At 60.9% G+C, this 26,320-nt stretch carries 22 protein-coding genes; 3 read left to right on the top strand and 19 right to left on the bottom strand.

Annotated features, from left to right (window positions below; translation table 11 throughout):
- Nucleotides 1-47: 47 nt before the first annotated feature.
- The 10 genes from metC to PMI32_RS06650 form a co-directional block, all read right to left on the bottom strand.
- A complete protein-coding gene (gene metC / locus PMI32_RS06605; protein WP_008032840.1) occupies nt 48-2,798 on the bottom strand; it encodes a cystathionine beta-lyase in 2,751 nt (916 codons plus the stop codon).
- 22 nt (nt 2,799-2,820) lie between these two features.
- Nucleotides 2,821-3,477: a glutathione binding-like protein gene (locus tag PMI32_RS06610; RefSeq protein WP_008032838.1), complete on the bottom strand. Its 657-nt coding sequence runs from the start codon at nt 3,475-3,477 to the stop codon at nt 2,821-2,823.
- Entirely contained in the window at nt 3,474-4,070 is a 597-nt protein-coding gene (locus PMI32_RS06615; RefSeq protein WP_008032837.1) for a cysteine dioxygenase family protein, read from the bottom strand. Before PMI32_RS06615 ends, PMI32_RS06610 begins: the two co-directional genes overlap by 4 nt.
- 17 nt (nt 4,071-4,087) lie before the next feature.
- Entirely contained in the window at nt 4,088-4,924 is an 837-nt protein-coding gene (locus tag PMI32_RS06620; RefSeq protein WP_008032833.1) for an amino acid ABC transporter ATP-binding protein, read from the bottom strand.
- Nucleotides 4,911-5,699, bottom strand: a complete 789-nt coding sequence (locus PMI32_RS06625; protein ID WP_008032831.1) for an amino acid ABC transporter permease — start codon at nt 5,697-5,699, stop codon at nt 4,911-4,913. Before PMI32_RS06625 ends, PMI32_RS06620 begins: the two co-directional genes overlap by 14 nt.
- The gene (locus PMI32_RS06630; RefSeq protein WP_008032829.1) at nt 5,689-6,423 is read right to left on the bottom strand and encodes an amino acid ABC transporter permease; all 735 of its coding nucleotides are present in this window, start codon (nt 6,421-6,423) and stop codon (nt 5,689-5,691) included. The genes PMI32_RS06625 and PMI32_RS06630 overlap by 11 nt, the downstream gene beginning before the upstream one ends.
- Nucleotides 6,420-7,631 carry an aminotransferase class I/II-fold pyridoxal phosphate-dependent enzyme gene (locus PMI32_RS06635; RefSeq protein ID WP_008032828.1) on the bottom strand — a complete coding sequence of 404 codons (1,212 nt, stop codon included), beginning with the start codon at nt 7,629-7,631 and terminating at the stop codon, nt 6,420-6,422. Before PMI32_RS06635 ends, PMI32_RS06630 begins: the two co-directional genes overlap by 4 nt.
- A complete protein-coding gene (locus PMI32_RS06640; RefSeq protein ID WP_008032827.1) occupies nt 7,628-9,046 on the bottom strand; it encodes an FAD-binding oxidoreductase in 1,419 nt (472 codons plus the stop codon). The genes PMI32_RS06635 and PMI32_RS06640 overlap by 4 nt, the downstream gene beginning before the upstream one ends.
- A complete protein-coding gene (locus tag PMI32_RS06645; protein WP_008032826.1) occupies nt 9,043-9,894 on the bottom strand; it encodes a transporter substrate-binding domain-containing protein in 852 nt (283 codons plus the stop codon). The genes PMI32_RS06640 and PMI32_RS06645 overlap by 4 nt, the downstream gene beginning before the upstream one ends.
- Nucleotides 9,895-9,955: 61 nt before the next feature.
- Nucleotides 9,956-10,798, bottom strand: a complete 843-nt coding sequence (locus PMI32_RS06650) for a transporter substrate-binding domain-containing protein (RefSeq protein WP_008032825.1) — start codon at nt 10,796-10,798, stop codon at nt 9,956-9,958.
- 254 nt (nt 10,799-11,052) lie between these two features.
- Between PMI32_RS06650 and PMI32_RS06655 the strand changes: the two genes are divergently transcribed.
- Nucleotides 11,053-11,922 (top strand): LysR substrate-binding domain-containing protein, encoded by an 870-nt coding sequence (locus tag PMI32_RS06655; protein ID WP_008032824.1) that lies wholly within the window; start codon nt 11,053-11,055, stop codon nt 11,920-11,922.
- 8 nt (nt 11,923-11,930) lie between these two features.
- On the opposite strand, the gene PMI32_RS06660 is transcribed toward PMI32_RS06655, so the two are convergent.
- Together PMI32_RS06660 and PMI32_RS06665 are read right to left on the bottom strand one after the other, a co-directional pair.
- Nucleotides 11,931-12,146 carry a TOBE domain-containing protein gene (locus PMI32_RS06660; protein WP_008032823.1) on the bottom strand — a complete coding sequence of 72 codons (216 nt, stop codon included), beginning with the start codon at nt 12,144-12,146 and terminating at the stop codon, nt 11,931-11,933.
- Nucleotides 12,147-12,581: 435 nt separating this feature from the next.
- Entirely contained in the window at nt 12,582-12,776 is a 195-nt protein-coding gene (locus PMI32_RS06665) for a hypothetical protein (protein WP_008032821.1), read from the bottom strand.
- 233 nt (nt 12,777-13,009) lie between these two features.
- Between PMI32_RS06665 and PMI32_RS06670 the strand changes: the two genes are divergently transcribed.
- Nucleotides 13,010-13,219, top strand: a complete 210-nt coding sequence (locus PMI32_RS06670) for a hypothetical protein (RefSeq protein ID WP_008032820.1) — start codon at nt 13,010-13,012, stop codon at nt 13,217-13,219.
- 157 nt (nt 13,220-13,376) lie between these two features.
- Here PMI32_RS06670 and PMI32_RS06675 read toward each other — a convergent pair whose 3' ends face one another.
- From PMI32_RS06675 to PMI32_RS06705, 7 genes are all read right to left on the bottom strand, one after another.
- Nucleotides 13,377-15,020, bottom strand: a complete 1,644-nt coding sequence (locus PMI32_RS06675; protein ID WP_008032818.1) for a fatty acid--CoA ligase — start codon at nt 15,018-15,020, stop codon at nt 13,377-13,379.
- 32 nt (nt 15,021-15,052) lie between these two features.
- Complete coding sequence (locus PMI32_RS06680) at nt 15,053-16,831, bottom strand: acyl-CoA dehydrogenase C-terminal domain-containing protein (RefSeq protein ID WP_008032816.1); 1,779 nt, start codon at nt 16,829-16,831, stop codon at nt 15,053-15,055.
- A gap of 7 nt (nt 16,832-16,838) precedes the next feature.
- Entirely contained in the window at nt 16,839-19,358 is a 2,520-nt protein-coding gene (locus PMI32_RS06685; RefSeq protein WP_008032814.1) for an efflux RND transporter permease subunit, read from the bottom strand.
- A 16-nt stretch (nt 19,359-19,374) separates the two neighbouring features.
- A complete protein-coding gene (locus PMI32_RS06690) occupies nt 19,375-20,451 on the bottom strand; it encodes a WD40/YVTN/BNR-like repeat-containing protein (RefSeq protein WP_008032812.1) in 1,077 nt (358 codons plus the stop codon).
- 210 nt (nt 20,452-20,661) lie between these two features.
- Nucleotides 20,662-22,020 carry a DUF1329 domain-containing protein gene (locus tag PMI32_RS06695; RefSeq protein WP_008032811.1) on the bottom strand — a complete coding sequence of 453 codons (1,359 nt, stop codon included), beginning with the start codon at nt 22,018-22,020 and terminating at the stop codon, nt 20,662-20,664.
- A gap of 41 nt (nt 22,021-22,061) precedes the next feature.
- Nucleotides 22,062-24,065, bottom strand: a complete 2,004-nt coding sequence (locus PMI32_RS06700; RefSeq protein ID WP_008032809.1) for a DUF1302 domain-containing protein — start codon at nt 24,063-24,065, stop codon at nt 22,062-22,064.
- 128 nt (nt 24,066-24,193) lie between these two features.
- Nucleotides 24,194-24,760, bottom strand: a complete 567-nt coding sequence (locus tag PMI32_RS06705; protein ID WP_008032807.1) for an RBBP9/YdeN family alpha/beta hydrolase — start codon at nt 24,758-24,760, stop codon at nt 24,194-24,196.
- Between the two features lie 355 nt (nt 24,761-25,115).
- Between PMI32_RS06705 and PMI32_RS06710 the strand changes: the two genes are divergently transcribed.
- The gene (locus tag PMI32_RS06710) at nt 25,116-26,159 is read left to right on the top strand and encodes an AraC family transcriptional regulator (RefSeq protein WP_008032805.1); all 1,044 of its coding nucleotides are present in this window, start codon (nt 25,116-25,118) and stop codon (nt 26,157-26,159) included.
- The last annotated feature ends 161 nt before the right edge of the window (nt 26,160-26,320 follow it).

Here is a 26,320-nt window from a genome sequence, read left to right as displayed (position 1 = left end):
GCCGATGATCCGGCGCTGTGCTGAAGACTCAGCCGTGCGTTGAGTCTTCATGATATCGCAGCGAAACCACGTTGCAGATCCTCAATCAACGCCTCGACATCCTCCAGCCCGATGTGCAAACGCAGCACCGGATTCAATGAACGGTCCGCCGCACTTTGGCGATCCTGGGTGTCGGCCACGGTGATCAGACTTTCGAAACCACCCCAGGAAGCGCCCAATCCGAACAACTGCAACGCATCGATGAAGCGCTCGACATAAGCGGCGTCCGCATCGTTCAGTTCAAAGGACAGCAAGCCGTTGCTGCCCTTGAAGTCCCGTTGCCACAAGGTGTGGCCAGGGTGGTCGGGCAATGCCGGATGGAACACCCGTTTCACCTGAGGTTGCGCTTGCAGCCAATGGGCGATTTCCAGCGCCTGGCGCTCATGCACCTCCAGTCTCGGTGCCAGGGTTCGTGCGCCGCGCAATACCAGATAAGCGTCATCCGGGCTGACGGTGACGCCAAAGGTGTCGCTCATGGATGCCAGCGGTTGCCAGGCATCTTCGCGGACGCAGACGCTGCCCATGACCACATCGCTGTGGCCGCACAGGTATTTGGTCAGCGCCATGATCGAGATGTCCGCACCGAGGGTCAGCGGTCGGTACAGGTAACCCGAGCCCCAGGTGTTGTCGACGGCCAGCAGAATACCTCGCGGTTTGCACAGGGCGGCGATGGCCGGCAAGTCGCAGAGTTCGTACAGCAAGGAGCCCGGGACCTCGGTGTAGACCATTTTGGTGTTGGCTTGCAGTTGCGCCTGCAAGTTGCTGCCGTCGGGGATGAAGTAGCTGACCTGGATACCGAACGGCTCAAGAAATTCCCGGGCCAGACGCCGCACCGGTGCGTACACCGCATCGGTGATCAGCACATGATCGCCGGGGCGCAGGTAGGCCAGAAACGTCTGCGCAACCGCCGCCAGCCCGGTGCCGAACAGACGCGTGCGATAACCGCCTTCCAGTTCGGTGACCAGGTCTTCGAGGGCGAACGCAGTTGGATTGCCGCGCGCGCCGTAACTCAACACCCGCTCGGTGTCGCGGCGGGCACGGGCGTCACGCATTTGCGCGAGGTTGTCGAACAGCACCGTACTCAGACGGGTGACCGGCACGTTGACCGAACGACCGCCACTGCTCTGCTCCGTGCGTGCCGAATGGACCAGGCGTGTGCGTACCCGCGAATCCTCGGTAGCTTGAGGTTGCAGTGGTTTGAGACTGGCGATCTCATCGTCACTCATTTGCGCCAGCAAGCCGATTTCCCAGGCCAGGTACTGCCGCGCCGCGTCCTTGTTGCCGGAGTGCCGATCATGGGTGAAGAACAGGAAATCGATGCACTGTTCATTGGCCGGTGTGTCCGGACTTTCCTGCACGGTGAAACCGGCCGCACGCCAGGCAGCGAGTCCGCCTTCCAGCAGTCGCAGTTGTGCGCGCTGGGTTTCCGGCAATTCCTGCGCCGCGAATGCGGCCAGCAATGGATCATCGGCCACCAAGACCAATGGCCGGTTCTCACCGGCTACGTGCGTCGCGAGCAGCGAACGGATCGACCAGCGCGAGCCGGTAATATGGCCCTTGCGAAAGGTCATACTCGGGCGCAAATCGATCAGCGCGACGGCGTCGTCCTTCAACGCGTCGGACAGTGCCTGCACCGAGATCGATGGCAACGCCTCATAGGCGGCAACTTCAGTCTCGGGCAACGCCAGACCGCTGCTCACGCCACCCTCCAGCACATACGCCTCATGCCCCAACTGGCGCAGCCAACTGGCGACAATCGGCGCGCGCACGCCATCGCTGTCAATCAGCACCAACCGCGCCTGACGCACACCGACGTACAGATCGGTGGATTGAATCAACTGCCCGCCCGGCGTGTGTTGTGCACCGGTCAGACTGCCAGCGGCAAACTCCTCGGCAGTGCGCACGTCGCACAGAAACAGACTGCGCCCTGCCTCTTTGGACCACTGCTCGACCTGTGCTGCCGTAACTGTTTTCACCCCGGCCCGTTCCGCCAGCCGGGCGGCGGCCAGGCGTTGCGCCGCCAATGGCGCAACGGATACCGCATCGGCATAACGACGGCTGCTGCCGTGTTCCAGCTGAAAATCTTCCAGGTACCAGCCCTGAGTACCGTTCTCCAACGCGTAGACCGGATTCTTCAAGCCCAGGTTGATCAGCGTTTGCGCGCCGATAATGCTGCGGGTCCGGCCGGCGCAATTGACCACGATTGGCGTGGTGTCATCCGGCACCAGATCATGGATGCGATAACCCAGCTCACCGTTCGGGCAGCACACGGAACCGGGAATGGTCATCTTGCGGTATTCATCGAACGGCCGGCCGTCCAGCACCACCAACGGTTCGCCACGGCTTTGCCATTCGGCCAGTTGCTGCGCGGTGACATGCGGCGTGTGGCTGGCCTCTTCCACCAATTCGCCGAACGCCTTGGACGGCACATGCACGCCAGCAAACAACTGATAACCGGCAGCCTGCCAGCCATCGGCGCCACCCTCGAGAACGTGCACGCGCTCATACCCCAACGCCTGAAGACGCTGGGCAGAACGCGTGGCGACATCACCGCCATTCTGGTCATAGATCACCAGCCGCACCTGAGGGTTCGGCGCCAGTCGCCGAGCCTCCAGTTCCAGTCGGCTGTAGGGCAGATTGACCCCGAAAAACAGATGGGCCTCGCCATACTGGCCGTGTTCGCGCCCATCAAACAGGGCGATTTCCTGCCCGTCGAACAGCCACTGTTGCAATTGCCCTGGGGTTACGGTCTGGCTCATGGAAGTCCCGCTTGAAAAGTAATTATTGAAGCGCCAGAGAGCGCTCATTGGCCGCCACGTCGCGGCCCTTCGCATACGCACGTTGAATCGCCGGCCGTGCCTTGAGGCGTTCGCGCCAGGCGTGGATGTGCGGGAAATCCGCCAGGTCCTGGCCCTGACGTTGCGGCTGGATCCACGGAAAAATCGCCATGTCGGCAATGGAGTACTCGCCCGCCACATACGGCACGTCAGCCAGACGCGTTTCCAGCACCCGATACAGCCGCGTCGCTTCGGTATTGAGCAGGTCGAGGGCGAACGGAATCGGCTGTGGCGCCTTCTCCTTGAAAACCTGCAACTGACTCAGGTACGGCGTGATATGCCCCACCTGCCAGAACAGCCACTCCTGGACTTTCTGCCGCTCGACGCTGCCGGCAGCGGGCAGAAAACGCCCGGCCTTGTCGGCGAGGTAATTGAGAATGGCGCCGGATTCGAACAGGTTCAGCGGTTCGCTCAACCCCTCAGGCGCATGGTCGACAATCGCCGGGATCCGCCCATTGGCGCTGATCCGCTGGAACGCCGCCTGCTTCTGCTCGCCCTCGCGGATGTTGATCGGCACCACTCGGTAATCCAGTCCGAGTTCTTCAAGCAGGATGCCGATCTTCAAACCGTTGCCGGTCGGCCAGTAGTACAAATCGATCATGCGTAGGCCTTGATCGACGGCGCCATTTGCGAGGCGTTGTAATTGAGAATGCGCCCGTCCGCTTCGACGCCATAACGGCCGTTGAGGGATTCCAGCGGCAAGCCGTAGAGATGGAAATGCAAGGTCGCACTCTCGCCTTCAACGCGAATGCCGTGCAGGTCTTCACCGAGAAACGAAATCGACGTGCCGGGTTGCACGATCACTTCCTTTTGCAGATGCAAGGTGGTGAAACCTGGCTCGCGACCTTCGTCATCACGACCATAGACATAGTTGATCTCCTGGCCTTCGACGGCGCTGATGATCGCCCAGGTTTCATGGTTGTGCGGGAGCGTGCTTTTGCCCGGCAACAACGAGTTCAGGTACAGCGTCGGCGTGTCGCCGTCGTCATTCAGACGATAGCGAAACGCGGTGCTGCCCTGCCCCGGCACTGGCGCGGGAAACGCGTCGAAATTGAACAGATCGCGGCGCTCGGCCAGAGCTTCGAGCAGGGAGACGATCTCCACCAGCGCGGCGCGGTCGACGCCACGTTGGTTGATGACGCGGATTTTCTTCAGGAAATCCTCGATGACGGCGGCACGGTTTTCGGTACTCATGGACAGGCTCCTCAGTATTAGACGGACAGGCTGTAGCGACCCAGGTTGGTCAGCAGATACGGATCGTTGGCAACGGCGGGACGGCGTCCCGGATCACCCAAGGCATGGCGCAGGAATTCCTGGGTGCGCTCGCTGCTCGGGTGCTGGAAAATCTGTGCGGCGCTGCCGTGCTCGACGATCACGCCGTTTTCGGTGAAGTAGACGATGTCGCTGATCTCTTCGGCGAAGCGCATCTCGTGGGTGACCAGCACGCAGGTCATGCCCTCTTCGGTCAGCTCGCGAATCACCGTCAGCACTTCGCCGACGGTTTCCGGGTCAAGGGCCGAGGTCACTTCATCGAACAGGATCAATTCCGGGCGCATCGCCAGCGCCCGGGCAATCGCTACCCGCTGCTGCTGGCCGCCGGACAGTTGCCCCGGATAGGCATCGGCCTTGTGCTCCATGCGCACTTTCGCCAGCAAGGCACGCGCTTCTTTTTCGGCCTCGGCACGGCTGCGCCCCAACACCTTGCGCGGCGCAATCACCAGGTTTTCCAGCACCGACAAATGCGGGAACAGGTTGTACTGCTGAAAGACAAACCCCACGCGCTTGCGCAACTCGATGCGCTGGGCTTCCTGTGCCAGCGTGTGCACCTCGGTGGTGCCGACGCGGATGCTGCCGCGCTGGGGCTGCAACAACCCGGTGATGCAGCGCAGGATGGTCGATTTGCCGGAACCGGACGGGCCGATGATCGACACCGCCTGCCCACGATGAACGTCGAGGTCGATGCCTTTGAGCACCGGATTATTGGCGAACGACAGGTGCAAATCGCGCAGGCTGACCAGAGGCTCGGCGACGGTTTCAGTAGAAGGCATAACGTCGCTCCAGGCGTTGGGTGAGACGGGAAATCGGGTAGCAATAAGCGAAGAACAGCACCAGCAGGCTCAGGTAAATCACCACGGTGAAGCCGGTCATGTTCACGGTGTTGCTGGCGATCTGCGCGGTGTCGATCACGTCATGCACACCCACCAGCGAGGCCAGCGCCGTGCCCATGGTGATCACCGCATACAGGTTCATCCACGGCGGCAACATGCGTTTGAAGCACTGCGGCAGGATGATCGAGCGAAAAATCTGCCCACGTGTGAACGCCAGCGAACGGGCCGCTTCCCACTGCGTGCTCGGAATCGAAGCAATGGCGCCACGGAAGATTTCCGCGACGTTGGCACTTGCCGGCAAGGCCAGGCCAATGGTGACCTTGACCCAGTCGGGGAACGAGATGTAGGCGCTGCCGATCTTGATCTCGAACGGAAACACATAGGTGGTGAAATAGATCAGCACCAGCCACGGCGCATTGCGGAAAATCTGCACCCAGATCCGTGCCGGGAAACGCAGCAGACGCAGCGGCGACAACGCCAGTGCACCCACCAGCAACCCCAGCACCGACCCCAGCGCGATGGCGACCAGACTGATCAGAATGTTTTGCCCGAAGCCCACGACCAGGGCTGGCGACCATTGCAGCAGCGCCTTGAGCACCGGGCTTTGCGGGGCCAACCACAGCAACCCGGGCACAACGCAGATCAGCAGCAACAATTTGCCGACGTGCCGCCGTGGCCAGGTCACCGGCGCGGTGACGGACGATTCAATGGCCATAGCCGGGCATCCTCAGGCGCGCTTCCAGGTAGCGCCCCACACAATTGACGATAAAACTCAGCAGACCGAAAAAGCTCAGAATCAGGATCATCAGTTCCAGCACGTTATCGCTCTGGGTCCAGATCATGATCGACGCGTAGGTGATATCGCCCACGGCAATCGCCGAGGCCACGGCGGTCATCTTCACCAGGTCGATCAGATTGTTGATTAGCGATGGCAAGGCGAAGCGCAAGGCCAGCGGCAGCTGCACGTTCCACAACAACTGCCGAGCGTTGAACGCCAGGGAACTGGCCGCTTCCAGCGTCACGCCCGGCACCGCCTCGATGCCGGCACGCAAGGCTTCGGCATGGAATGCGCCCTTGTGCAGCGAGATCACGATCACCACCCAGGCGAACGGCGTCAGCGGGTTCGCCGCGCCGACGGCCTGGGTCAGCAACATGTTCAGCACCAGGAAGGCGCAATACAGCTGCACCAGCGTCGGCGTGTTGCGGGTGACTTCGACGAACACCCGCGCCGGTTTCGCCAGCCACGGCTTGCCCGACGTCAGCATCGCCGCCAATCCCACGCCGGCGAGCAAACTGCCGACGATGGTGAACAGGCACAACAGCACCGTGGTCAGCGCGCCCTGCACCAGGGTGCCGCGTTGATAGGCGTCCAGCAGAAAGCTGTAGTTCAGGCCGAACCCGGCGCTCCAGTGGACGAAAAGCTCCAGCCAGTGACTCATGCCGTACCCCGCAGTTGCGCGCAGGCCCGGGCAATGCGGCGTCCGGCTTCAGCCACGCTGTCGGTCGCGGTGGCGATGGACAGGCGGAACCACGGCGACAGGCCATAGGCACTGCCCGCTACGCCAGCCACCCCTTCCTCCAGCAAATAGGCGACGACCTCGGCGTCGCTGTTCAGGCGCACGCCGTCAGGACGATAACGCCCCAGCAACCCGGCGCAGCGCACAAACACGAAGAAACCGCCCTGAGACTCAAGCACTTCGAGACCGTCTACGTCGCGCAACGTGCTCACCAACACATCCCTTCTCAGTTGATAAGCCGCCACTTGCTCGGGCAGGAAATCCAGCCCTCCGTCAAAGGCCGCCAATGCAGCCGCTTGCCCCACCGAGGAAGCCCCGGAAGTCGATTGCGACTGCACGACCGCCATGGCGCCCGTCAGCAGTTGTGGCCCGGCACCAAAACCGATGCGCCACCCCGTCATCGCGTAGGTCTTGGACACACCGCCGACCAGCAGGCAGCGCGCTTGCAGATCCGGCGCGACATTGAGCAGGCTCTGCGGCGGCTGACCGTCAAAACGGATGTGCTCATAGAGTTCATCCAGCAGGATCAACACCTGCGGATGACGGCGCAGCACCTCGGCGAGCGCCTGCAACTCGGCTGCGCTGTAAACCGCGCCGCTGGGATTGCCGGGGCCGTTGAGGATCAACCAGCGCGTGCGCTCGCCGATGTGTTGCTCCAGTTGCGCGGCTGTCAGCTTGCAGCCCTGCTCCAGCCCGCACTCGATAAACACTGGCTCGCCACCGTTGAAACGCACGCTGTCCGGAAACGACGGCCAGTACGGCGTGGGCACCAGCACTTCATCGCCTTCGTCGAGGGTCGCGGCAAAGGCGTTAAAGATGATTTGCTTGGCACCGTTGGCAATCACGATGGAGGGCAGCGAATACTCCAGTGCGTTTTCGCGCTGGAGCTTGCGTTGCACGGCAAGTCGCAAAGCCTTCACGCCCGGCGTCGGCGTGTACTTGGTGGCACCGGCGGCGATGGCGGCATAAGCCGCCTGCTTGATGTGTTCGGGCGTGTCGAAATCCGGCTCGCCGGTGGTCAGGTCGAGAATGTCGCGACCGGCTTCGCGCAATTCGGTAGCGCGGGATTTGGCGGCGGCGTTGGCCGACAAGGACACACGCTGCACACGCCTGGAAAGTCTTAGTGTCATGGCTGGGCAACCTCCACGACCTTGCCCGGATTGAGCAGGTTTTTCGGGTCCAGCGCTTGCTTGATGCGCCGCATCAGATCCAGCTCCACCGGGCTTTTGTAGCGATCCAGCAGGCCCAGCTTGCGTTGGCCGATGCCGTGTTCGGCGCTGATCGAGCCACCGTGGGCATGGGCGCTGTCGTGAACCAGCAGGCTGAGCGCCGCGTAGTTCGCCATGTGCGCATCCACCGTCGAATCCAGCGGATGAGCGACGTTGTAATGCAGGTTGCCGTCGCCCAGATGGCCGAAGGTGAAATGCCGGACACCGGGAAAGTGCGCCTGCAACAGCGCATCGGTGTGGCTGACGAACGCCACGACCTTGGAAATCGGCACCGAGATGTCGTGCTTCATGTTGCGGCCGGCACGTTTCTGCGCCTCGCTCATGTTTTCGCGCAACAGCCACAGCGCTTCACTTTGCGCGAGGCTTTCGGCGATCAGCGCATTGGCCAGCAAATCCTTTTCGAACGCATCGCCGAGCACCACTTCAAAGGCTTCGCGGGCGTGAGTTTCGCTGTGGTTATCCGAGAGTTCCAGCAACGCGAACCATGGTTGGCTGACACCGAGAAAAGGTTGCGGACCCTCGGGAAATTGCTCGCGCAGCAGCGCCAGGCAATCGGCACTGAGCAGTTCGAAAGCGGTGAGGCTGGCGCCAAACCCGGCGCGGGCATGGGACAGGAATTGCACCGCCTGCGACAGCGAGTCGAAGGCCAGCAACGCTGTGGCTTGTGCCTTGGGCAGCGGGAACAGTTTCAGCGTGGCGGCGGTGATAATGCCGAGGGTGCCTTCGCTGCCGATATACAGATCACGCAGGTCATAACCGGTGTTGTCCTTGCGCAGACCGCGCAGGCCATTCCAGATTTCACCCTCGGCGGTCACCACTTCCAGCCCCAGCGTCAGCTCGCGGGTATTGCCGTAGCGCAACACGGCGGTACCGCCGGCATTGGTGCCGAGATTGCCACCAATCGTGCAACTGCCTTCGGCGCCCAGGCTCAGAGGAAACAAGCGACCGGCCTCACGGGCGACGTCCTGCACGTTTTGCAGAATGCAGCCGGCTTCGACGGTCAGCGTGTCGTTGTCGGTGTCCACGGCGCGCACCCGGTTCAGGCGATCCAGCAACAGCAACACCGCACGGCCGCTGGCCTCCGGGGTGGCGCCGCCCATCAGCCCGGTGTTGCCGCCCTGCACCACCACGGGCGTATCGGCGACCACGCAGGCGCGGACCACTGCCGCGACTTCTTCGGTATTGGCCGGGTGCACGGCGGCAATGACCTGGCCGACGTAACGGCCCTGTTTATCGGTCAGGTACGGCGCGGCCTCTTCGCTGCTTTGCACATGGCTGGCGCCGAGCAGTTGCTGCAAGTCTGCGAACAGACTCACGGAAGCACCGCCAGCGGCGCGGCGTTGCGATATTTTTCGTGCAAGTCACGCAGGGCCTGAGACGGCGCCATGCCAGTGCGCTCACCCAGTTCGATCAGCCAGCCACTGCGGTGCCAGTCACGCACGATGGCATCGAGTTTCGCCTGGGTATCGTGCTCGCCCTTGCGCAACCAGATCACCGAGTTGGAGGGGATCAAATCACCCGGCAGCGGGATTTCATAACCGGCCCACTCGGCATCGCTCAACAACGCATGCATGGTCGGGCTGACATGCACCGCCGCCACGCAGCCATTGCCGCGCAGCGACAACAACGACTCGGACTGGCTGCGGAATGCCTTGATCTCGGCGCCGTAGGTTTCCTGCAACGGCTTGATGAAGTTGCTGCCCTGGGACACGCACACCGGCTTGCCCTTGAGGTCGGCCCATTGGGTAATGCCCGAGCCTTTGCGAATCAACGCCGCGCCGCCCACCTCTTCATAAGGCGTGGGCACGTAATCGAGGATCTCGGCGCGCTCGTCGGTGAACTGCATGTTGGCGATCAGGATGTCGACCTTGCCCTGCTGCAAAAACTGCACGCGGTTCGGCGCCAGGACCGAAACAGTGTTGGCTTCGACGCCCAAGGCCTTGGCAACGCCTTTGGCCAGTTCGACGTTGTAGCCCAGGTGTTCGCCCGTCTTCGGGTCGATGGTGCCGAACGGCGGCCCGCTGAGAATCACCCCGACACTGATGGCGTGGCGCTGCTCGATCTTGTCCAGCGTGGCATCGGCTTGAGCCAGGCCCGCGCCGAACACGACAGCGCCGGCCAGGCACAGCGAGGACAGGTTTTTTACGGAAAAATAGCGATTCATGCGCGACTACCTTGAACAGCCGTCGCGCAATGCGCCGGCGTAGTGAAGACGATGAGGTGAATCAGGCGCCGTTGGCCTGAAACTTCTTTTGCAACTCGACCAGCGCCGGTGACGCGGGTGTGATGCGGTTGCGGGTCTGCGCCTCGATCAGCCAGCCGCTGCGGTGCAGTTCCTTGACGATCGGGTCGAGCCTGGCCTGGGTGTCGCTTTCGCCACGACGGGTCCAGATCACCGAAGGCGCCGGGTTCAGTTCCGGGGTGATCGCCCGGTAGTCTTTCCATTCGGCACTGTCGGCGATCAACGGATTGACCAGCGTGGCGTCGTGCACTGCGGCGACGCAGTTATTGCCGCGCAACGCCAGCAAGGATTCCGACGAGCTCTTGAAGGCTTTGATCTCGACGCCCAACTCGGTGAGCGGCTTGACGTAGCTGCTGCCTTGCGAGGTGCAGACCGGCTGGCCCTTGAGGTCTTCCCAACGGCTGATCTTGCTGTCCTTGAGCACCGCCGCGGTGCCGCCGACCCGGTAAAACGGTGTCGGCACAAAACCGAGAATCTCACCGCGTTCCGCCGTCCATTCCATGTTGGCGATCAGCAAATCGACTTTGCCCTGCTGCAAAAATTGCACGCGGTTGGCCGGCAAGACGGGCACCAGCTCCACTTCAGCGCCCAACTGGCGACCCAATTCCTGAGCGAGTTCGACGTTCAAGCCGCGTGGCTTCTGGGTGGCCGGATCAATCCCGCCAAACGGGCCGCCCGACAACAGCACGCCGACCGCCAGCGCATGACGCTGCTCGATCTTGTCCAGCGTCGCGTCAGCCTGGGCAGCCGTGCTGGCGGCTAGTGAGACCAGGGCGCCCAACATCACAGGCAATATTCGTTTTACAGGTGTGCGCTCGAACAACATGGTTTTTCCCCCTCATGGATGATCGGCGTCCCCCGACCTGATGTGGGGGATCCTAGGTACAGCGTTGGTGTAACGGAAATTCAAATATCTAATATCGTTATAACTTGGCGTTTAAGCCTGAATACCGAAATGGCTACAACCCCAGTATTTACTTAGCATCAACCCTATATCTCTAAATAACCCAGAAAAAACACATAAATGTTCTTTATGTTTATGTTTAAACTCGTGATGTAAAAACAGCCCTGGAAACGCCCATGTCGACCCTGCCCACGCTTGATCTCGAATTGCTGCGCACTTTCATCGCGGTGGTGGATCACCACAGTTTTGCCGAGGCCGGCGCGCAACTGGACCGCACGCAGTCGTCGGTCACCCAACACATGCAACGCCTGGAACAACAGGTCGGGGTGAATCTGTTCGAGAAACGCGGACGGCAAAAACAACTGACGGAAGCCGGGCTGCAGTTGCTGCGCCACGCAAGGCAGATGCTCTCGCTCAATGACGAGGCCTTGAGTTCCCTGCGTGAAAGCAGCTTGAGCGGCGTGTTGCGCATCGGCTCCCCCCATGACATCGCCGACACGATCCTGCCGCCGATCCTCAGCCACATCGCTCGCTCAGCCCCGCGCTTGCGTCTGGAAATCGACGTCGGTCGCAGCCCGTTCCTGATGGAAGACCTGCACCGGGGCAAGGTCGACATGGTGATTTCCACTCGCGAAGACCCGAACCTCGAAGGCTTTGCCTTGCGTACTTCGCCGGTGTGGTGGATCTGCTCGGCGCAATACCTGCACAACCCCGGCGAACCCTTGCCGCTGATTCTCGTGGATGAGCCAAGCATCTATCGGCGCTATGCGTTGGAAGCGCTGGAACGCGCGAACATTCCCTGGCGCCAGGCGTACCTGGCGTCGAACCTGATCGGCATTAAAGCGGCGACGCGCGCGGGGCTGGGGGTCACCCCCCGAAGCATGGAAATGCTCGGCCCGGACATGCGTGTGCTGGGTGAAAATGATGGATTGCCGCGACTGCCGGACGTCACTTACTACCTGTGGATCCGGCCTAACACCGCCAACCTGATCGCGCGCAAGGCCTATGACCTGATCCGCGCGAGCCAGGGCCTGTCGTTTTCTTGAACGTCGATTCAGAGCTTGGCAATTGAGACCTCGGTGGATTTGACGAAGGCGATGACTTCGCTGCCTACCCTCAATTCGAGATCGCGCACCGAGCGGGTAGTGATCACCGAGGTGACGATCCCGGAAGCGGTTTGCACATCGATTTCCGAGACCACTTCGCCTTCGACGATTTCCTTGATGACACCCTTGAACTGGTTGCGAACGTTGATCGCTTTGATGGTCATGATGCGGCTTCCTGTGTGATGTCGAACGCATCCGAACGGATGTGCAGGCGCCCAAAGTGCACCTCCCGGAACGACATTAAAAGGAATATATAATTATCTATTTATATCTTTTAGAAATATAAGACTTCACCCGCATTTGTAGGGCACGCCAAATCTGTAGGAGCCGGCTTGCTGGCGATGGCGATTTCACGGACGCCTTCGCCGGCAAGCCTGGCTCCTACAAAATCGCGGGAGGATTCGGGATTGGGGTTCACGCCAAACCTGTAGGAGCCAGCTTGCTGGCGATGGCGATTTCACGGACGCCTTCGCCGGCAAGCCTGGCTCCTACGGATCGCGGGCGTGTTCGGGACTGGGTTCACGTCGGGTTGAGACACGCATGAAAAAGCCCAACCTGAAAAGGTTGGGCCGAGGTATTGAACAGGCACGTGTTTCCGTTCACTGGCGCGTATCCATCATTTTGTCGGCGAGCGCCTTGGCTCTTTCAATCAACAGATTCTGCCTGTCCTCATGAGTGGCCCCTCCTACAACCGGCGCCGTCAGATTGCTTTCCGCAATCAGCGCAGCGCAAAAATATTGATCCCAGACAGCTTTGTCCGCGGACGTCTGTGCGGTCATTCGGTCGGCAATCATATCCGGCTCCTCCTGATGAAGTAGCACTGCCAGTTTACGCCCGATTCAAGCACATCCAAATGTCACCATTCGTCGCTAATGTAGACGCGACAAAGAATTGCCACAGCCTCTGGCGCAGGGATTGCAATCGCCGGTCGTAATCGCCCGGAAACGACGTAATTCTGACGCGACAACCATCAAATCATTATTTTGGACGCCAGCCATGCGCTGGGTCTTTTACCCGGAGATGTAACGTGTCAACTCTCAACGAAATCGCAGCGAACCACGCGAAAATGGCGAAAAAACTGGCGGGAGAGTCGACCGAAATGTGTGAGCGACAGCCGCTGGTAGTGGGTGGGTTTGAGGTCACTTCCGTTGTTGATGAGCAACCCCATGTGCCCATGCACCTCATCGTTGCCGGGCAGGACAATCACCTCGTCCAGGCTGCTGGCTACTTGCCCTGAGCTATTACGACAGACCCGACGACATCGCCGCGACGTTTACGCAGACCTGAAACGAAAAAAGGGATCAAGCATCTGGATGCATGATCCCCTTTGACGGATATGAAACAGCCGACCTCGCGATCAGTGGTCAGGGTTGACGTGGCATCCGCCGCGCCTTTCAGCTCGATTCGCTTTCCCGGATGAGCTTCTTGTTAATCTTCCCGACGCTGGTTTTAGGGATCTCGGCGACGAACCTGAACCGCTTGGGGATCGCCCATTTATTGATACGGCCACGCTCGACAAACCCTTGCAGGTGCACCTCCAGCATCTTGCGGTCGAGGTATTGCCCAGGCTCGCATACCACCAGCGCCATCGGCCGTTCGCCCCATTGCTCGTCCGCAATGCCCACGACTGCGACCGACATGACGGCCGGGTGTTCGCTGATCAGGCTTTCCAGTTCCAGGGAGCTGATCCACTCCCCGCCCGTCTTGATGACATCCTTGATTCGATCTTTGATTTCCACCCCTCCCAAAGGGTCAATGGAGGCCATGTCGCCGGTGTGCAGCCAGCCGTTGCGCCAAAGTTCTGCCCCCTTTTCGGGCTCCTTCAAATAGCCTTGGGTCAGCCAAGGCGCGCGCACCACGATCTCGCCCAGGGACTCTCCGTCATGGGCAACTTCATTGCCATTGGCATCGATGATTTTCAGGTCGACCATCGGCACCGTTGTGCCAGTCTTGATGCGGGTAACCAGTTGGGCCTGCGTGGATTGTGCGAGGTCTTCGTCACGCAGATAAGTCAGGCACAGCAGCGGGCAGGTTTCCGACATGCCGTAACCGCTGTGTACCTGAATACCTTTGGCACTCGCTTCACTGGCGATGCCCAAGGTCAGCGCACTGCCGCCCAGGAGCATTTTCCAGCCATCAAAACGAGTCCGCTGCGCTTCCTCGCAGTTCAGGATCATTTGCAAAATGGTCGGCACACAGTGGGAGAACGTGACCTTCTCCTCTCGATACAGCCTGACCAGACTGTTGGGCTCATAGCGGCCGGGGTACACCTGCTTGATGCCCATCAGGGTGGCGACATAGGGCACACCCCAGGCGTGCACGTGGAACATCGGTGTGATCGGCATGTAGACATCATCGGAGCGCAGCAGCGGCAACCCCTGGTAGACGCCCAAAGTGCCCACGGCATTCAAGGTGTGCAAGACCAATTGGCGGTGGGTGAAATACACGCCTTTAGGGTCGCCAGTAGTGCCCGTGGTGTAGAAAAGGGTCGCCACCGAGTTTTCATCGAAATCGGCAAAGTCGTACTGGTCTGCGGCCCCGGCCAACAGGTTTTCATATTCCCCCAGCACCGGCAGCGACGTGGGAGTGGCTGTGTCGTCCGTAAGCTGCAAGTAACCTTTGACGGTGTTGAGCTGCCCCTGAATCTGTTCAAGCAGAGGCAGGAAATCGTCATGCACGAGCACCAGGTCGTCCTCGGCATGGTTCATGGTGAAGAGCACCTGATCCGGCGAAAGACGGATGTTCACGGTATGCAGCACCGCGCCGATCATCGGCACGGCAAAGAAACATTCCAGGTAGCGATGGCTATCCCAGTCAAGCAGGGCCACCGTGTCCCCGGCCTTGACGCCGGCAGCGGTCAAGGCGTTGGCCAGCTTGCGTATCCGTTGGTTGAGCGTCTGGTAGCTGTAGCGCAGCTTGTCGGCATACACGATTTCCCGGCCTGGCTCGTAGCGCACGCCGGACAACAACAATTGCTTGATCAACAAGGGATAGGCGTAGGCGCCGTCGGCGGGCGGAATTATTTTTGTCGCCATCATGGTAGTGGTTCCCGGTCCTTTTTTACGTGGGCTCAGAACTGCTCTGCATCCAATTTATAGAGGCATTCGCTGCCAGCCTTGGCCGACGCGCTCAACGAGTGGATACGTGGCAGCAGACGGGCGAAGTAGAAGCGCGCAGTGACCAGTTTGCTGACATAGAACGCGTCCTTGGAATGCGTGCTCATGGCCGCTTTGGCCATTCGCGCCCACATGTAGGCGTACGCGGTGTAGCCGAACACGTGCAGGTACTCGACCGAAGCCGCGCCGATTTCATTCGGGTTGCTCTGGGCTCGGTCCAGCAACCATGCGGTCAGTTCGTCGAGGGTGTCGACGGCGGCGTTCAACGGTCTGGTGAACTCGCCGAGGTCAGCGCAGGAATTGGCGGTAAAGTTGCGGATTTCCGAAGCGAACAGCCGGTAGAGCGCCCCGCCGCTGCCGACGATTTTGCGCCCGGCCAGGTCCAGTGACTGGATACCGTTGGTGCCTTCGTAGATCTGGGTGATGCGCACATCGCGAACCAATTGCTCCTGGCCCCATTCGCGGATGTAGCCATGGCCGCCGAAGATCTGTTGGCCATGCACGGTGGTTTCCAGCCCCATGTCGGTGAGGAACGCCTTGGCCACAGGGGTCAGAAGCGACACCAGTTCCTGGGCGCGACTGCTGATTGACTCGTCTTCGCTGTACTTGGCGGTATCCAGCTGCAGGGCCACGTAGCTGGAAAACGCCCGCCCGCCTTCGTTCAAGGCCTTCATGGTCAACAACATCCGGCGTACATCCGGGTGAACGATGATCGGATCGGCGGCTTTGTCCTTGTTCTGCGCGCCCCTCGGCGAACGGCTTTGCAGACGGTCACGGGCGTATTCGACGGCGTTCTGGTAAGAGCGTTCGCCTTGCGCCAGGCCCTGAATACCCACGCCCAGACGTTCGTAATTCATCATGGTGAACATCGCCGCCAACCCTTTGTTCGGTGCGTCGACGATCCAGCCGGTGGCACCGTCAAAGTTCATCACGCACGTGGCGGAGGCCTTGATGCCCATCTTGTGCTCGATGGAACCACAGGACAGCGAGTTGCGCTCACCCAGCGAGCCATCAGCATTGACCAGCACCTTGGGCACCAGGAACAGCGAAATGCCTTTCGGTCCCGCCGGTGCGTCCGGCAAGCGCGCCAGTACCAGGTGAATGATGTTTTCGGTCAGGTCGTGCTCACCGCCGGTGATGAATATCTTGCTGCCGCTGATCTTGAAACTGCCGTCGGCCTGAGGTTCGGCACGGGTGCGAATCAGGCCCAGGTCTGTGCCGGCATGCGCTTCGGTCAGGCACATCGAGCCGGTCCAGGTGCCGTCGTAAAGGTTCGGCAAGTAGGTGGCTTTCAGTGCTTCGCTGGCGTGAGCATTGATCGACAGGCACGCGCCGGCCGTCAGCATCGGGTACAGGCCGAAGGACAGGCTGGCCGAATTGACCATCTCTTCGACCTGGGCCGAAATGGCCTTGGGCATGCCCATGCCACCGAACCGCGGATCGCCACCTACGCCCACCCAGCCACCTTCGGCAAAAGCCTTGTAGGCGGCGGCAAAACCATCCGGTGCCGTCACCGCGCCATTGCTCCAGGTGCAGCCTTGTTCATCGCTGCTGCGGTTCAGCGGTGCAATCACTTCGGCGCTGATCTTGCCGGCTTCTTCGAGGATCGCGGCGGCCGTTTCTTCATCGATCACCTCGGCCAGGCCAGGCAATTTGGCCCACAACCGGGACACCTGGAAAACCTCGTTGAGTACGAAGTGCATGTCACGCAAAGGAGCTTTGTAATCAGACATCGTTGGCTTACTCGGAAGTGGTCAGGGCATGAGGCACGCCCGGACGTTGAGAGATTTCGGTGTTGTCGGCTTGCGCAACAGGACCGGGCGCCAGCGCCCGTTCGCGCAACAGGAAATAAGACAGGGCAGGAATCAGCACCAGTGCACCCAGCATGTTCCACAGGAACATGAAGGTCAGCAGGATGCCCATGTCGGCCTGGAACTTGATCGGCGACCAGACCCAACACACCACGCCAGCCGCCAGGGTGATGCCCACCAGCCCGACCACCCGGCCGGTGAAGGACACCGCATTGCGGTAGGCCTGGGACAGCGGCAAGCCCTGGCGCTGGAAGTGCAGTTGCACGCTGAGCAGGTACAAGGCGTAGTCAACACCGATGCCCACGCCGAGGGCGATCACCGGCAAGGTCGCAACCTTTACGCCGATCCCCATGGCGACCATCAGCGCTTCGCAGAGGATCGAGGTCAGTACCAGCGGCAACAGCGCCACCAGCGTGGCGCGCCAGCTGCGGAAGGTGATCAGGCAAAACAGCGTCACTGCCGCGTAGACGTACAGCAACATGGTGCGGTTGGCTTCGCGCACAACGATGTTGGTCGCTGCTTCGATGCCCGCGCTGCCGGCCGCCAACAAAAACTGACGATCTTCGGTGCTGTTTTCCTTGGCGAACTTGTCGGCAATCGCCACCACCGCGTCCAGCGTTTCAGCCTTGTGATCCTTGAGGAACGTGATCACCGGCATCAGCGAGCAGTTGTTGTTGAACAGCTCAGGCGAGTTGACCGAAGCCTGCTGCGCGGCGTAGTTGAGCACGTCCTGGTTACGCTGGATGCTGTTGAGCTTGGGGTTGCCTTCATAGGTGCCGGCAGTGATCTGCCGCACGGCGTTGACCAGCGAGGTCGTCGCCTGCACGCCTGGATACTGTTGCAGCTCCCAGGCCAAACGATCGGCAAGGACCAACGTCTTGTAGTTCAGGCAGCCTTCCGGCGCGGTCTTGATCATCACCGCGAACAGGTCGCTGGACAGCGCGTAATGCTGGGTGATGTAGGCGTTGTCGCGGTTGTAGCGCGAGTCGGCACGCAGCTCCGGTGCACCGCTTTCCAGATCGCCGATCTTCAGGTTGAGGCTGACCATGAAGCCGCCGATGCCCATCAACACGGCGACCAATACTGCGCCGGTCGCCCATTTGGCGGTGGTGAAGCGGTCGAGCAGGTCCCAGAGTTTGCCGAAGCCCTTGTGGTGTTCGGCGCGGGTGTCGATTTTCAGCGCGCGCTCGGCAGCCTTGGCACCAACACCGACATAGGACAGCGCCACCGGCATCAGCAACAGCGAGGTGAAGATCAGCACCGCGACGCCGATGCTGGCGGTGATCGCCAGGTCCTGGATCACCGGAATGTCGATCAGCATCAGCACCGCGAAACCCACGGCGTCGGCCAGCAACGCGGTGACACCGGCGATGAACAAGCGGCGGAAGGTATAGCGCGCGGCGATCAGTTTGTGAGTGCCACGGGCGATGTCCTGCATGATGCCGTTCATCTTCTGTGCGGCGTGGGACACACCAATGGCGAAGATCAAAAACGGCACCAGCACCGAGTACGGGTCGATGGCATAACCGAGCCAGGCGACGATACCCAGTTGCCAGACCACCGCAATCAGCGAGCAGCCGACCACCAGCAACGTGCTGCGCACACAACGGGTGTAGGCATAGATGATCGCCAGCGAAGTGATGACCGCCAGGCCGAAAAACATCATCACCTGAATCAGGCCATCGATCAGGTCGCCCATCAGTTTGGCGAAGCCGATTACCCGAACCTTGTATTGGCCCTTGCCCTCTTCCCCGGATTTGCGCGCCGCGCTGTCGCCGGCGAATTCGATCTTGTCGCGCAACTGCTCTTCGAGCATCTGCGAGAACGCGTGATAGTTGATGGGCTGACCTCCGGCGGCGGCTTTGTCCAGCAACGGCACGATCAGCATGCTCGACTTGAAGTCGCTGGCCACCAGGCTGCCGACCAGACCGGCGCGGGAGATGTTCTGGCGCAGTTGTTCGATTTGTTCAGGCTGGCCGGAATAGGTATCGGGCATCACCGGGCCACCCTGGAAACCATCCTCGGTGACTTCGGTCCAGCGCACCGCCGGGCTCCACAGGGATTTCATCCACGCTCGGTCGACGCCTTCGGTGAGGAACAGCTGGTCGTTGACCTGCTTGAGTACGTCGAGGTAAGCGGGGTCGAAAATATCGCCCTGGGTGTTCTCGACCACCACGCGCACCGAGTTGCCCAAGCCACGCAGCGACTGGCGGTTTTCCAGGAAATTCTGGATGTACGGCTGGCTCTGCGGAATCATTTTTTCGAAGCTTGGGCGCAGCTCCAGGCGTGTCACGGCCATGAAACCCAGCACCACGGTGGCCAGTGCCATCAGCAGCATGAACAGCGGCCGATAGTTGAACACCCACCGTTCGAGGAGGTTGCCGGAGTGCTGATCGAAATCCCGCAGGTCGCGGATTACCGGCATGGCGTCTTGTTTGATATTGCCCATGTCTGGGTTCTCGCTCTTAGGGTTCGAGGGCTAGCGTCTGGGCGCCACGGCTGCCCGCGACCACCAACGCACCAGCGGCGGACTGGGTAACACCGGCGACCGGGGTCGACACCGGTTGGCGCAACAGGTGCAATTGCGCGCCCGTGCCCTGGCTGACCAGCATCTGCCCACCCTGGGTGAACAGGCGGTAATCGCCACGGGCATCGATCAGGCCAGCGGTGATGCTGACGTGCAGGCCGGTGTCGAGTGCCGTCCAGTTTTGGCCGCCATCGGTGCTGCGCAGGACGTTGCCGCGCAGGCCATAGACGAGCGCTTCGCCAGGCTTGCCGAGCACGCCGAAAAAACTGCCTTGATACGGCGTCGGCACGGCGCTGAAGCGTTGGGTGTTGTCATCCCATTTGAGCAACAGGCCTTGTTCGCCGGCGATGTACAACGCGTCGCCGGTGGAAGCGATGGCGTTGAGGTGGAAACCTTGCGGGTTGTCTGTGCGATCCTGAAATGGCGTCCAGCTTTGGCCACCGTCCTCGGTGCGCAGGATCAGGTTGAACACGCCGACCACATAACCGACTTTGTCGTTGGCAAACCATGTGTCGAGCAGCGGTTTGTCTGCGCCCTGTTCGATCAACCGCTGGCCTTCGGCAACCAGCAACGGCCATTGTTCATTGCCCGGTTCGGCACTGGCCAACGCCGTGTAATGCTTGACCAGCAAGGCGCCGATCTGGCGGCCGTCGAGCTGCTTTTGCCAGGTCGCACCGGCGTCGCTGCTGTGCAGCACCACACCGTCGTTGCCCACCGCCCAACCTTGGGTGGTGGTCGGAAAATTCACCGCCGTGAGATCGGCACTGACCGGCACCGCTGCCTGCTGCCAGTGCTTGCCGGCATCATCGGAAAACAGAATATGGCCACGCTGACCGACGGCGATCACGCGTTCACCAGCGCGAGCCATGCCGGACAACGGACTGTTGATGGCCAAGGCACTGACCCTGGCGGGCAGGTCCAGCACATCGACGTAATCAGCCGCGAGGGTGACGCCCTGCAACAGGCCGAGCACAACGCCAAACGCCACCTGCAAATAATTCTTATACGAACACATACCGCATCCTCTTCGGAAAACCTGGCGCCCACCCGGCTCCACCGCCTCGTGAGCCGTGGGCCGGACAGGTAACGCCGTTGTAGGAGCGAGCCTGCTCGCGATGGACGTCAACGATGACGCGGGTTTTCTGGAAACCCATGTCGCCCTCAGGTCCTTCGCGAGCGAGCACGCTCCTACAGTGGATCGTGCGAGCGCTTTTTTGCGGTTGGCTTAGCGAATGCCGCTGCCGGCCAGGGATTCCGACGACCATTGGGCCTTGGAAAGCGGATCGATGTACTTGATGCCGCCATAAGGCCCGACCACGCCGTTGATGTTGTAGGAGCCGCCGACCAGGTCGTAAATCATGAAGGGCGTGGAATCCGGGACCTGCTTGTCGTAGCTCTGGCTGAGGAAGGCGAAGGAGCCACGGTACAACTGACCACGAGCGTCGTATTGATCCGAGGCCAGAGCGGTCCAGCTGTCTTCATCAAGGTAGAAGCGGCGCTTCTGATAAATGTGGCGGGAGCCGGCCTTGAGGTTGCCCTCCACCACCCAGACGCGGTGTTTTTCCCAGCGCACGAAGTCCGGTGCCAGGTGATTGGCGGTGGTCAGCGACTTCGGATCCTGGGCGTAGGTCAGCTTGTAGGTGTTGTAGGGCACAATCATTTCCTGCTTGCCCACCAGCTTCCAGTCGTAACGATCCAGCGCGCCGTTGAACACGAAAACATCGTCGTAGGTGCCCGCGCCGGCGGTGCCTGGGTTAGGCGTGTCGTAAGCCAGGTTCGGTGCCAGTTTGACCCGACGCTGACCCGGCAGGTACTGCCAGGCGCGACGCGGTTGCTGCAGCGGGTTGGCTGCGTCCTTGAGCATCACCGCTTCACCGGCCCGGCGTGCAGGGCCGGTGTACGACAGCTTCATCTGGTAGTACACGTCGGCGCTGCTGATCGGCTGCGCCAGGTTTTCGTAGATCGGGTAGGAGATGAATGCCTGCCCGGTGGTGGCCAGGCTTGGCACGCCAGCGGAGTCAACGTTCCAGGAGTCGTACTTGGAGTTGATGCTCACGCCTTGATAGCGCAGCAGGAAGTTCCACATCGCTTCGCTGCCCGATTGCGGGATCGGGAACGGCACGCCCGGCAGCACGTTATCGATGGCCAGACCGCCTTCGAGGGACTTGGCGCCGCTGGCATTCTTCACGCCGTTATCGAGGATGGCTTTTGGCAGCGAAACGGTGCGGTGGGTCGGGTATACGTCGACACGGTAAGTCGGGAAACGCTTGGCCAGTTCCACCGTGGTAGCACTGAGCATGCCCTTGTACTGATCGACGTTTTTGCCGTCGATCACCAGCAACGGTTTTTCGCTGGCATACGGATCCGGGCGCATGCTGTCACCGGATTTGAAACTGGCCGGCGGCGTGGTCAGGCCACCGTCGTAGGCAGGGATGGAACCATCAGCGTTCCCGGCCTTTTCGGCGCCCACCAGGGTCAGGCTGCTGCCCAACTTGGCAGCGTCCTGGGTTGAAACAGCGGCCTGTGCCTGAGCGGCCAGGACCATGGCCAGCGAAGCGGCCAACACGGTTTTTGCGAATTTCATCTTGTTATTCTCCTGCTTGCATTGAGCAAATCAGTGTTGAATCAAAAAGTGGTTTTCATCGTCAGGTAAACGGCGCCACGGTCCTCAGTCGTTGCACCACCACCGGAAAAGGCCGAGTAGCCACCGGCGTAACAGGCGTAGTTTTCGTTACCGCTAAAGGCGTTCGGCGCCGCGCCGTCACCTCCGGTCGGGCCGGTACTCACACCACTGACATTGCACTTGTCGGTCTTGCCGAAAGAGTCCACGTACTTCAGGTCGACAAAGTATTTGTTGTACACAACGGCCCCGAGACCGATGGCGTAGTTACCGGTGTCTTTGGCACCGCCACCGGAGACCGGTGAAACGCCATCGAGACCGACGTTGATGGACATCGGCGCGTTGAGGTCGACACCGGGAAACACCTGGTACCAGGTTGGTGTGAAGTTGACCGCGATGCCCCAGTTGTCCCGGGTTGGCTGGTCGATGCCGTGGTAGGTGCCCTTGCCCTTGTAGAGCGCCTCGTTCTTGCTATCGAGCTTGAGCAGGTTGCTGTAATACAGCTCGCCAAGCAGGGTTGCCGAATCGAATACAGGCGTTTTGGAAATGGTCATCAGACCGTTGAGCGTCCAGTGCAAGGTGTCGCCGGTGGCGGCCATGCTGTCGCCCTTCTGCGGGGTGTCATAGATCACACCGGTGCCGGGTGTGCGCGCTGGCAACAGGCCAAGACCCGCGCCCAGGCCCAGCGGACTGTTAGTGCTGACAACTGCCGGAATACTCGCCAGCGGCATGTTGTGTCGAACGTTCAGGTCCGAGCCCACGCTCACCCCGCCCACATCCTTGGACAGGCTCAGGCCAACGATCTTGATGTTGTCGGCATAGGCCATTTGATAGGTGGCGGTGCTCAGCGAGTTGAGCGTATTGATCACCGCAGGCACCTGGCCGGCCGGGGGGGTTCCGTTCGGGTTGGCCGAGGTCAGACCTCGGGCATCCAGCCAGGCTTGCGGGAGGATTTCCGAGGTTTCGCGGTAGTAAACGCCGAGGGTGCCGTCCAGCCAGGCTGGCGACCACTTGGCCATGAGGCCCCAGTCACCGCGCTTGTCCGGCGTCAGGTCATGCCCGCGACGCACGTTGGTCAAGCCGTTGCACGGCGCCAGGCCGCAACCCAGAGGGCTGCCAGGCACGACAGCATTAGTGTTACCCAGCAGGAACGACTGCGCGCCGAAACCGACCAGGTCGGAGCCGCCGTAGTAGGTGCCGGCTTCCGGCAGGCGTGCGGCGTCCCAGTCGAGAAAGTACTGGGCGGCCACGGTCAGTTCGGGATTGATCGTGAAGGACATCGACAGCTGATTGCGCGGAACGAACAGCTCCTTGGCTTCGGTGCCCGGCGACGCGGCCAGCTTGGCCAGGTCCAGGCCGGACTGGCCGTAGCTGATCGAATGCACCGGGTTGAGAATGGTCTCGCCCCAGAACACGTTGTGCTGGCCAGCCTTGAAGCTCAGCATCGACTCCTCGCCCACTTCGGTGCTGTAGAACACAAAGGCGTCGAGGATTTCACCGGACGGACCGGTGTAGTAACGCTGGGCATAGTTACTCAGGTGCGGGCTGCCGTTGCCGACGTTGTCATTGGTGACCCCGGCCAGGCGCGGGTCGTTGGCGACCAGGCCCGAAGTTGAACCGTTGCCGTTGACGAACGGGTTGGAATTGGAACCGGTGTTCTCGTAGGCCTTGTCGTACCAACTGGCGGCGCTGACGCGAAAGCCCATGTGGTTCTGGTACACCACGTCCATCTCGGTCAACAGGTCGACGCGGTTGGTGATGTTGGTGCCGGCCTTGCGGAAGTTGTAGTCGCCGTCGTTATTGTTGGGCGTGCCCAACATACGTTTGTCCGCGCTTTCGGTGCGCACGCCATAGTTGTACTTGATGGTGTTATCCAGGCGAACGGTCCAGTCCGGGTTACCTGTCTCGATCTCTGCCGCATGGGCCATCGGCACCGTTGCCGCGAGAATGGCTGAGGCCAGCAAGGTGTAGCGTGAAGCGGTGAACCCGTGACTCTTATTGTTGTGCATTGCGTTGTCTCCGCCTTTTTGTATTTGTTTTAAGCGCAGCCGCCCTCGCGCACCCTCTTGTTCCAGGGGTTTGCGTTTTTCAGGAGTGAGGGCAAATGCCGGATGGCGCGAGCCAACCGGCGCCTGAACTAGCGATCCAGTTCCAGGATCAGGGCTTCGGCTTGCGGCCAGTGCCCGTACCCGGCAGCAGGATTGAGATGACCGACGTCACCCAGATTGAGCAGTTCGCTGCCCCAGCCTTCGGCCATGTGCGTGACAGCTTCCAGGCTGGCGAGGTGATCGTTGGTGCTGGCGGCCACCAGACTGCGGAATGGCAGCGGGCCATTGGGTAGAGGGTTCCAACCTTGGGTACGCAGGGTTTCAGGCGCTGGGTAGCCTGACGGCCATTGCGCATCAAGGTCCGGTGGAGCGGCCAGCAATGCGCCCTTGATCGGCCGACTGTGTCGCGCGGCCCAATGGGCGACCATCAACACGCCGGCACTGTGGGCGACCAGAATCACCGGCCCGTCGATCTGCTCCAGCGCGTGCTGGATCGCTTCGACCCGCTTGCTGCAGTCGAGCTTGTCGGTTTCAAGCGGCGGCACACTGCGCACTTTGCTCAGCCTGGCTTCAAGCAACGTTTGCCAATGTTCGGCAACGTGCTCGCGTAGACCCGGTACGATCAGAACGGTTGCGGCAGTTTGCAGTTTGTCCACTTCAACACCTTCGCTTTCTCGAGGACTCGACTGGCTCTTTCGCCAGCGGCTTTTTGTAGGACTGACATTAAAGAGCGCCCACCCCAGGCGCTTTTCATTGGACGTCAGGCACTTTTCTTTTCATGACAAATTTCCAGGTATTGGCGCGCGCCGACCACTGGTCGAAAATCCCCACAGGTTCTCTGCAGCTCACTGTAATCAATGGGTGTGCGTGGATTGCGCCACGACAACGGAGGTGATTGCGGACAGAAACTGGCGAGCGCCCTCGACAACATCGCAACTGTTCAATCGCTGATGTGCTGGATATAGTCGCCACGCTCATCTGAATCGCAACCGGCCCAGGAAAGACCTTCGCATGCCCAAGCTTGTTCGCGCCGCCGTCTTGACCAACTACCTGGAGGTTACTCAGTACCTGGGGTTCAACCCGCGCGATGTACTGGCCGGCGTCGGCTTGAGCAAAGCCCTGCTGCAAGCCCCTGAGCATCGCATTCCCATCGATGCCGCCGTGCGTCTGCTGGAGGATTCAGCCGCCGCCAGCGGCTGCCAGAACTTCGGCCTGAGCATGGCCGAGTCGCGCCAGCTCTCGGACTTCGGCGTGGTCAGCCTGCTGCTCAGCCATCAGCGCACGCTGCGTGATGCCTTGCAGGTGGTGGTGCATTACCGGCACTTGATGAATGATTCGCTGGCCATCTTCATTGAAGAGGCCGGCAAGATGGTGATCATTCGCGAAGAGGTGGTCACCGACTCGCCGATGCCCAGTCGACAGGCCACCGAGCTTGCCATCGGCGTGATGTTCCGCCTGTGCGCCGCCCTGCTCGGCTCTCACTGGCATCCCTACAGCGTCAATTTCACCCACCAGCCCCCCGACAACCTTCAACTGCACCGTCGCCTGTTCGGCTGCACCCTGGAGTTCGGCAGTGAGTTCAACGGCATTGTCTGCGCAGGTGCCAGCCTGGACATGACCAACGCCAATGCCGACCCGGCCATGGCCCGCTACGCCCAGAGCTACCTCGATTCGCTGCAAAGCCACCAAGGCACTTCGATGCTGTTCGAAGTGCGCAAGGCCATCTACCTGCTGCTGCCCATGGGCCGCGCCACCATCGAGCAAGTCGCGCAGAGCCAGGGCATGAACGTTCGCACCCTGCAACGTCGCCTGAAGGATGATGGTTGTGCGTTCAACGATGTGATCAACGATGTGCGCCGCGACCTGGTGCTGCGTTATCTGGACAACCCGAATTACACGCTCGGGCGCATTGCCGACATGCTTGGCTACTCGATGGCGAGTTCGTTTACGCGGTGGTTCATCAGCCAGTTCGGCATGCCACCGGCGACGTGGCGGGTGCAAAAGCAGGGTTCGGCAAAAGCCCCGACGGACGCTGCCCCACCCAAACCCTACTGATATCGCGCCTGTTGTAGGAGTGAGCCTGCTCGCGATGGCTTTGCGTCAGGCGATATAGGTTTTGATGGTGTACATATCCATTGCTGCGGTAACGGCGGCTATTGGTTTCGCCCTTACGGCGAGTCACTTGCAGAAGCGGCAAGTAACCAAGCGCTCTTGCC

Origin of the sequence: Pseudomonas sp. GM60 (assembly GCF_000282415.1) — a bacterium.
Lineage (GTDB): Bacteria > Pseudomonadota > Gammaproteobacteria > Pseudomonadales > Pseudomonadaceae > Aquipseudomonas > Aquipseudomonas migulae.
This window is presented reverse-complemented; position numbering and strand designations above follow the sequence as displayed.

What these genes read in the sequence shown, in the direction of transcription:
- metC (WP_008032840.1), bottom strand. Translation starts at nt 2,798, where the DNA reads ATGAGCCAGACCGTAACCCCAGGGCAATTGCAACAGTGGCTGTTCGAC.
- PMI32_RS06610 (WP_008032838.1), bottom strand. Translation starts at nt 3,477, where the DNA reads ATGATCGATTTGTACTACTGGCCGACCGGCAACGGTTTGAAGATCGGC.
- PMI32_RS06615 (WP_008032837.1), bottom strand. Translation starts at nt 4,070, where the DNA reads ATGAGTACCGAAAACCGTGCCGCCGTCATCGAGGATTTCCTGAAGAAA.
- PMI32_RS06620 (WP_008032833.1), bottom strand. Translation starts at nt 4,924, where the DNA reads ATGCCTTCTACTGAAACCGTCGCCGAGCCTCTGGTCAGCCTGCGCGAT.
- PMI32_RS06625 (WP_008032831.1), bottom strand. Translation starts at nt 5,699, where the DNA reads ATGGCCATTGAATCGTCCGTCACCGCGCCGGTGACCTGGCCACGGCGG.
- PMI32_RS06630 (WP_008032829.1), bottom strand. Translation starts at nt 6,423, where the DNA reads ATGAGTCACTGGCTGGAGCTTTTCGTCCACTGGAGCGCCGGGTTCGGC.
- PMI32_RS06635 (WP_008032828.1), bottom strand. Translation starts at nt 7,631, where the DNA reads ATGACACTAAGACTTTCCAGGCGTGTGCAGCGTGTGTCCTTGTCGGCC.
- PMI32_RS06645 (WP_008032826.1), bottom strand. Translation starts at nt 9,894, where the DNA reads ATGAATCGCTATTTTTCCGTAAAAAACCTGTCCTCGCTGTGCCTGGCC.
- PMI32_RS06650 (WP_008032825.1), bottom strand. Translation starts at nt 10,798, where the DNA reads ATGTTGTTCGAGCGCACACCTGTAAAACGAATATTGCCTGTGATGTTG.
- PMI32_RS06655 (WP_008032824.1), top strand. Translation starts at nt 11,053, where the DNA reads ATGTCGACCCTGCCCACGCTTGATCTCGAATTGCTGCGCACTTTCATC.
- PMI32_RS06660 (WP_008032823.1), bottom strand. Translation starts at nt 12,146, where the DNA reads ATGACCATCAAAGCGATCAACGTTCGCAACCAGTTCAAGGGTGTCATC.
- PMI32_RS06665 (WP_008032821.1), bottom strand. Translation starts at nt 12,776, where the DNA reads ATGATTGCCGACCGAATGACCGCACAGACGTCCGCGGACAAAGCTGTC.
- PMI32_RS06675 (WP_008032818.1), bottom strand. Translation starts at nt 15,020, where the DNA reads ATGATGGCGACAAAAATAATTCCGCCCGCCGACGGCGCCTACGCCTAT.
- PMI32_RS06680 (WP_008032816.1), bottom strand. Translation starts at nt 16,831, where the DNA reads ATGTCTGATTACAAAGCTCCTTTGCGTGACATGCACTTCGTACTCAAC.
- PMI32_RS06685 (WP_008032814.1), bottom strand. Translation starts at nt 19,358, where the DNA reads ATGGGCAATATCAAACAAGACGCCATGCCGGTAATCCGCGACCTGCGG.
- PMI32_RS06690 (WP_008032812.1), bottom strand. Translation starts at nt 20,451, where the DNA reads ATGTGTTCGTATAAGAATTATTTGCAGGTGGCGTTTGGCGTTGTGCTC.
- PMI32_RS06695 (WP_008032811.1), bottom strand. Translation starts at nt 22,020, where the DNA reads ATGAAATTCGCAAAAACCGTGTTGGCCGCTTCGCTGGCCATGGTCCTG.
- PMI32_RS06700 (WP_008032809.1), bottom strand. Translation starts at nt 24,065, where the DNA reads ATGCACAACAATAAGAGTCACGGGTTCACCGCTTCACGCTACACCTTG.
- PMI32_RS06710 (WP_008032805.1), top strand. Translation starts at nt 25,116, where the DNA reads ATGCCCAAGCTTGTTCGCGCCGCCGTCTTGACCAACTACCTGGAGGTT.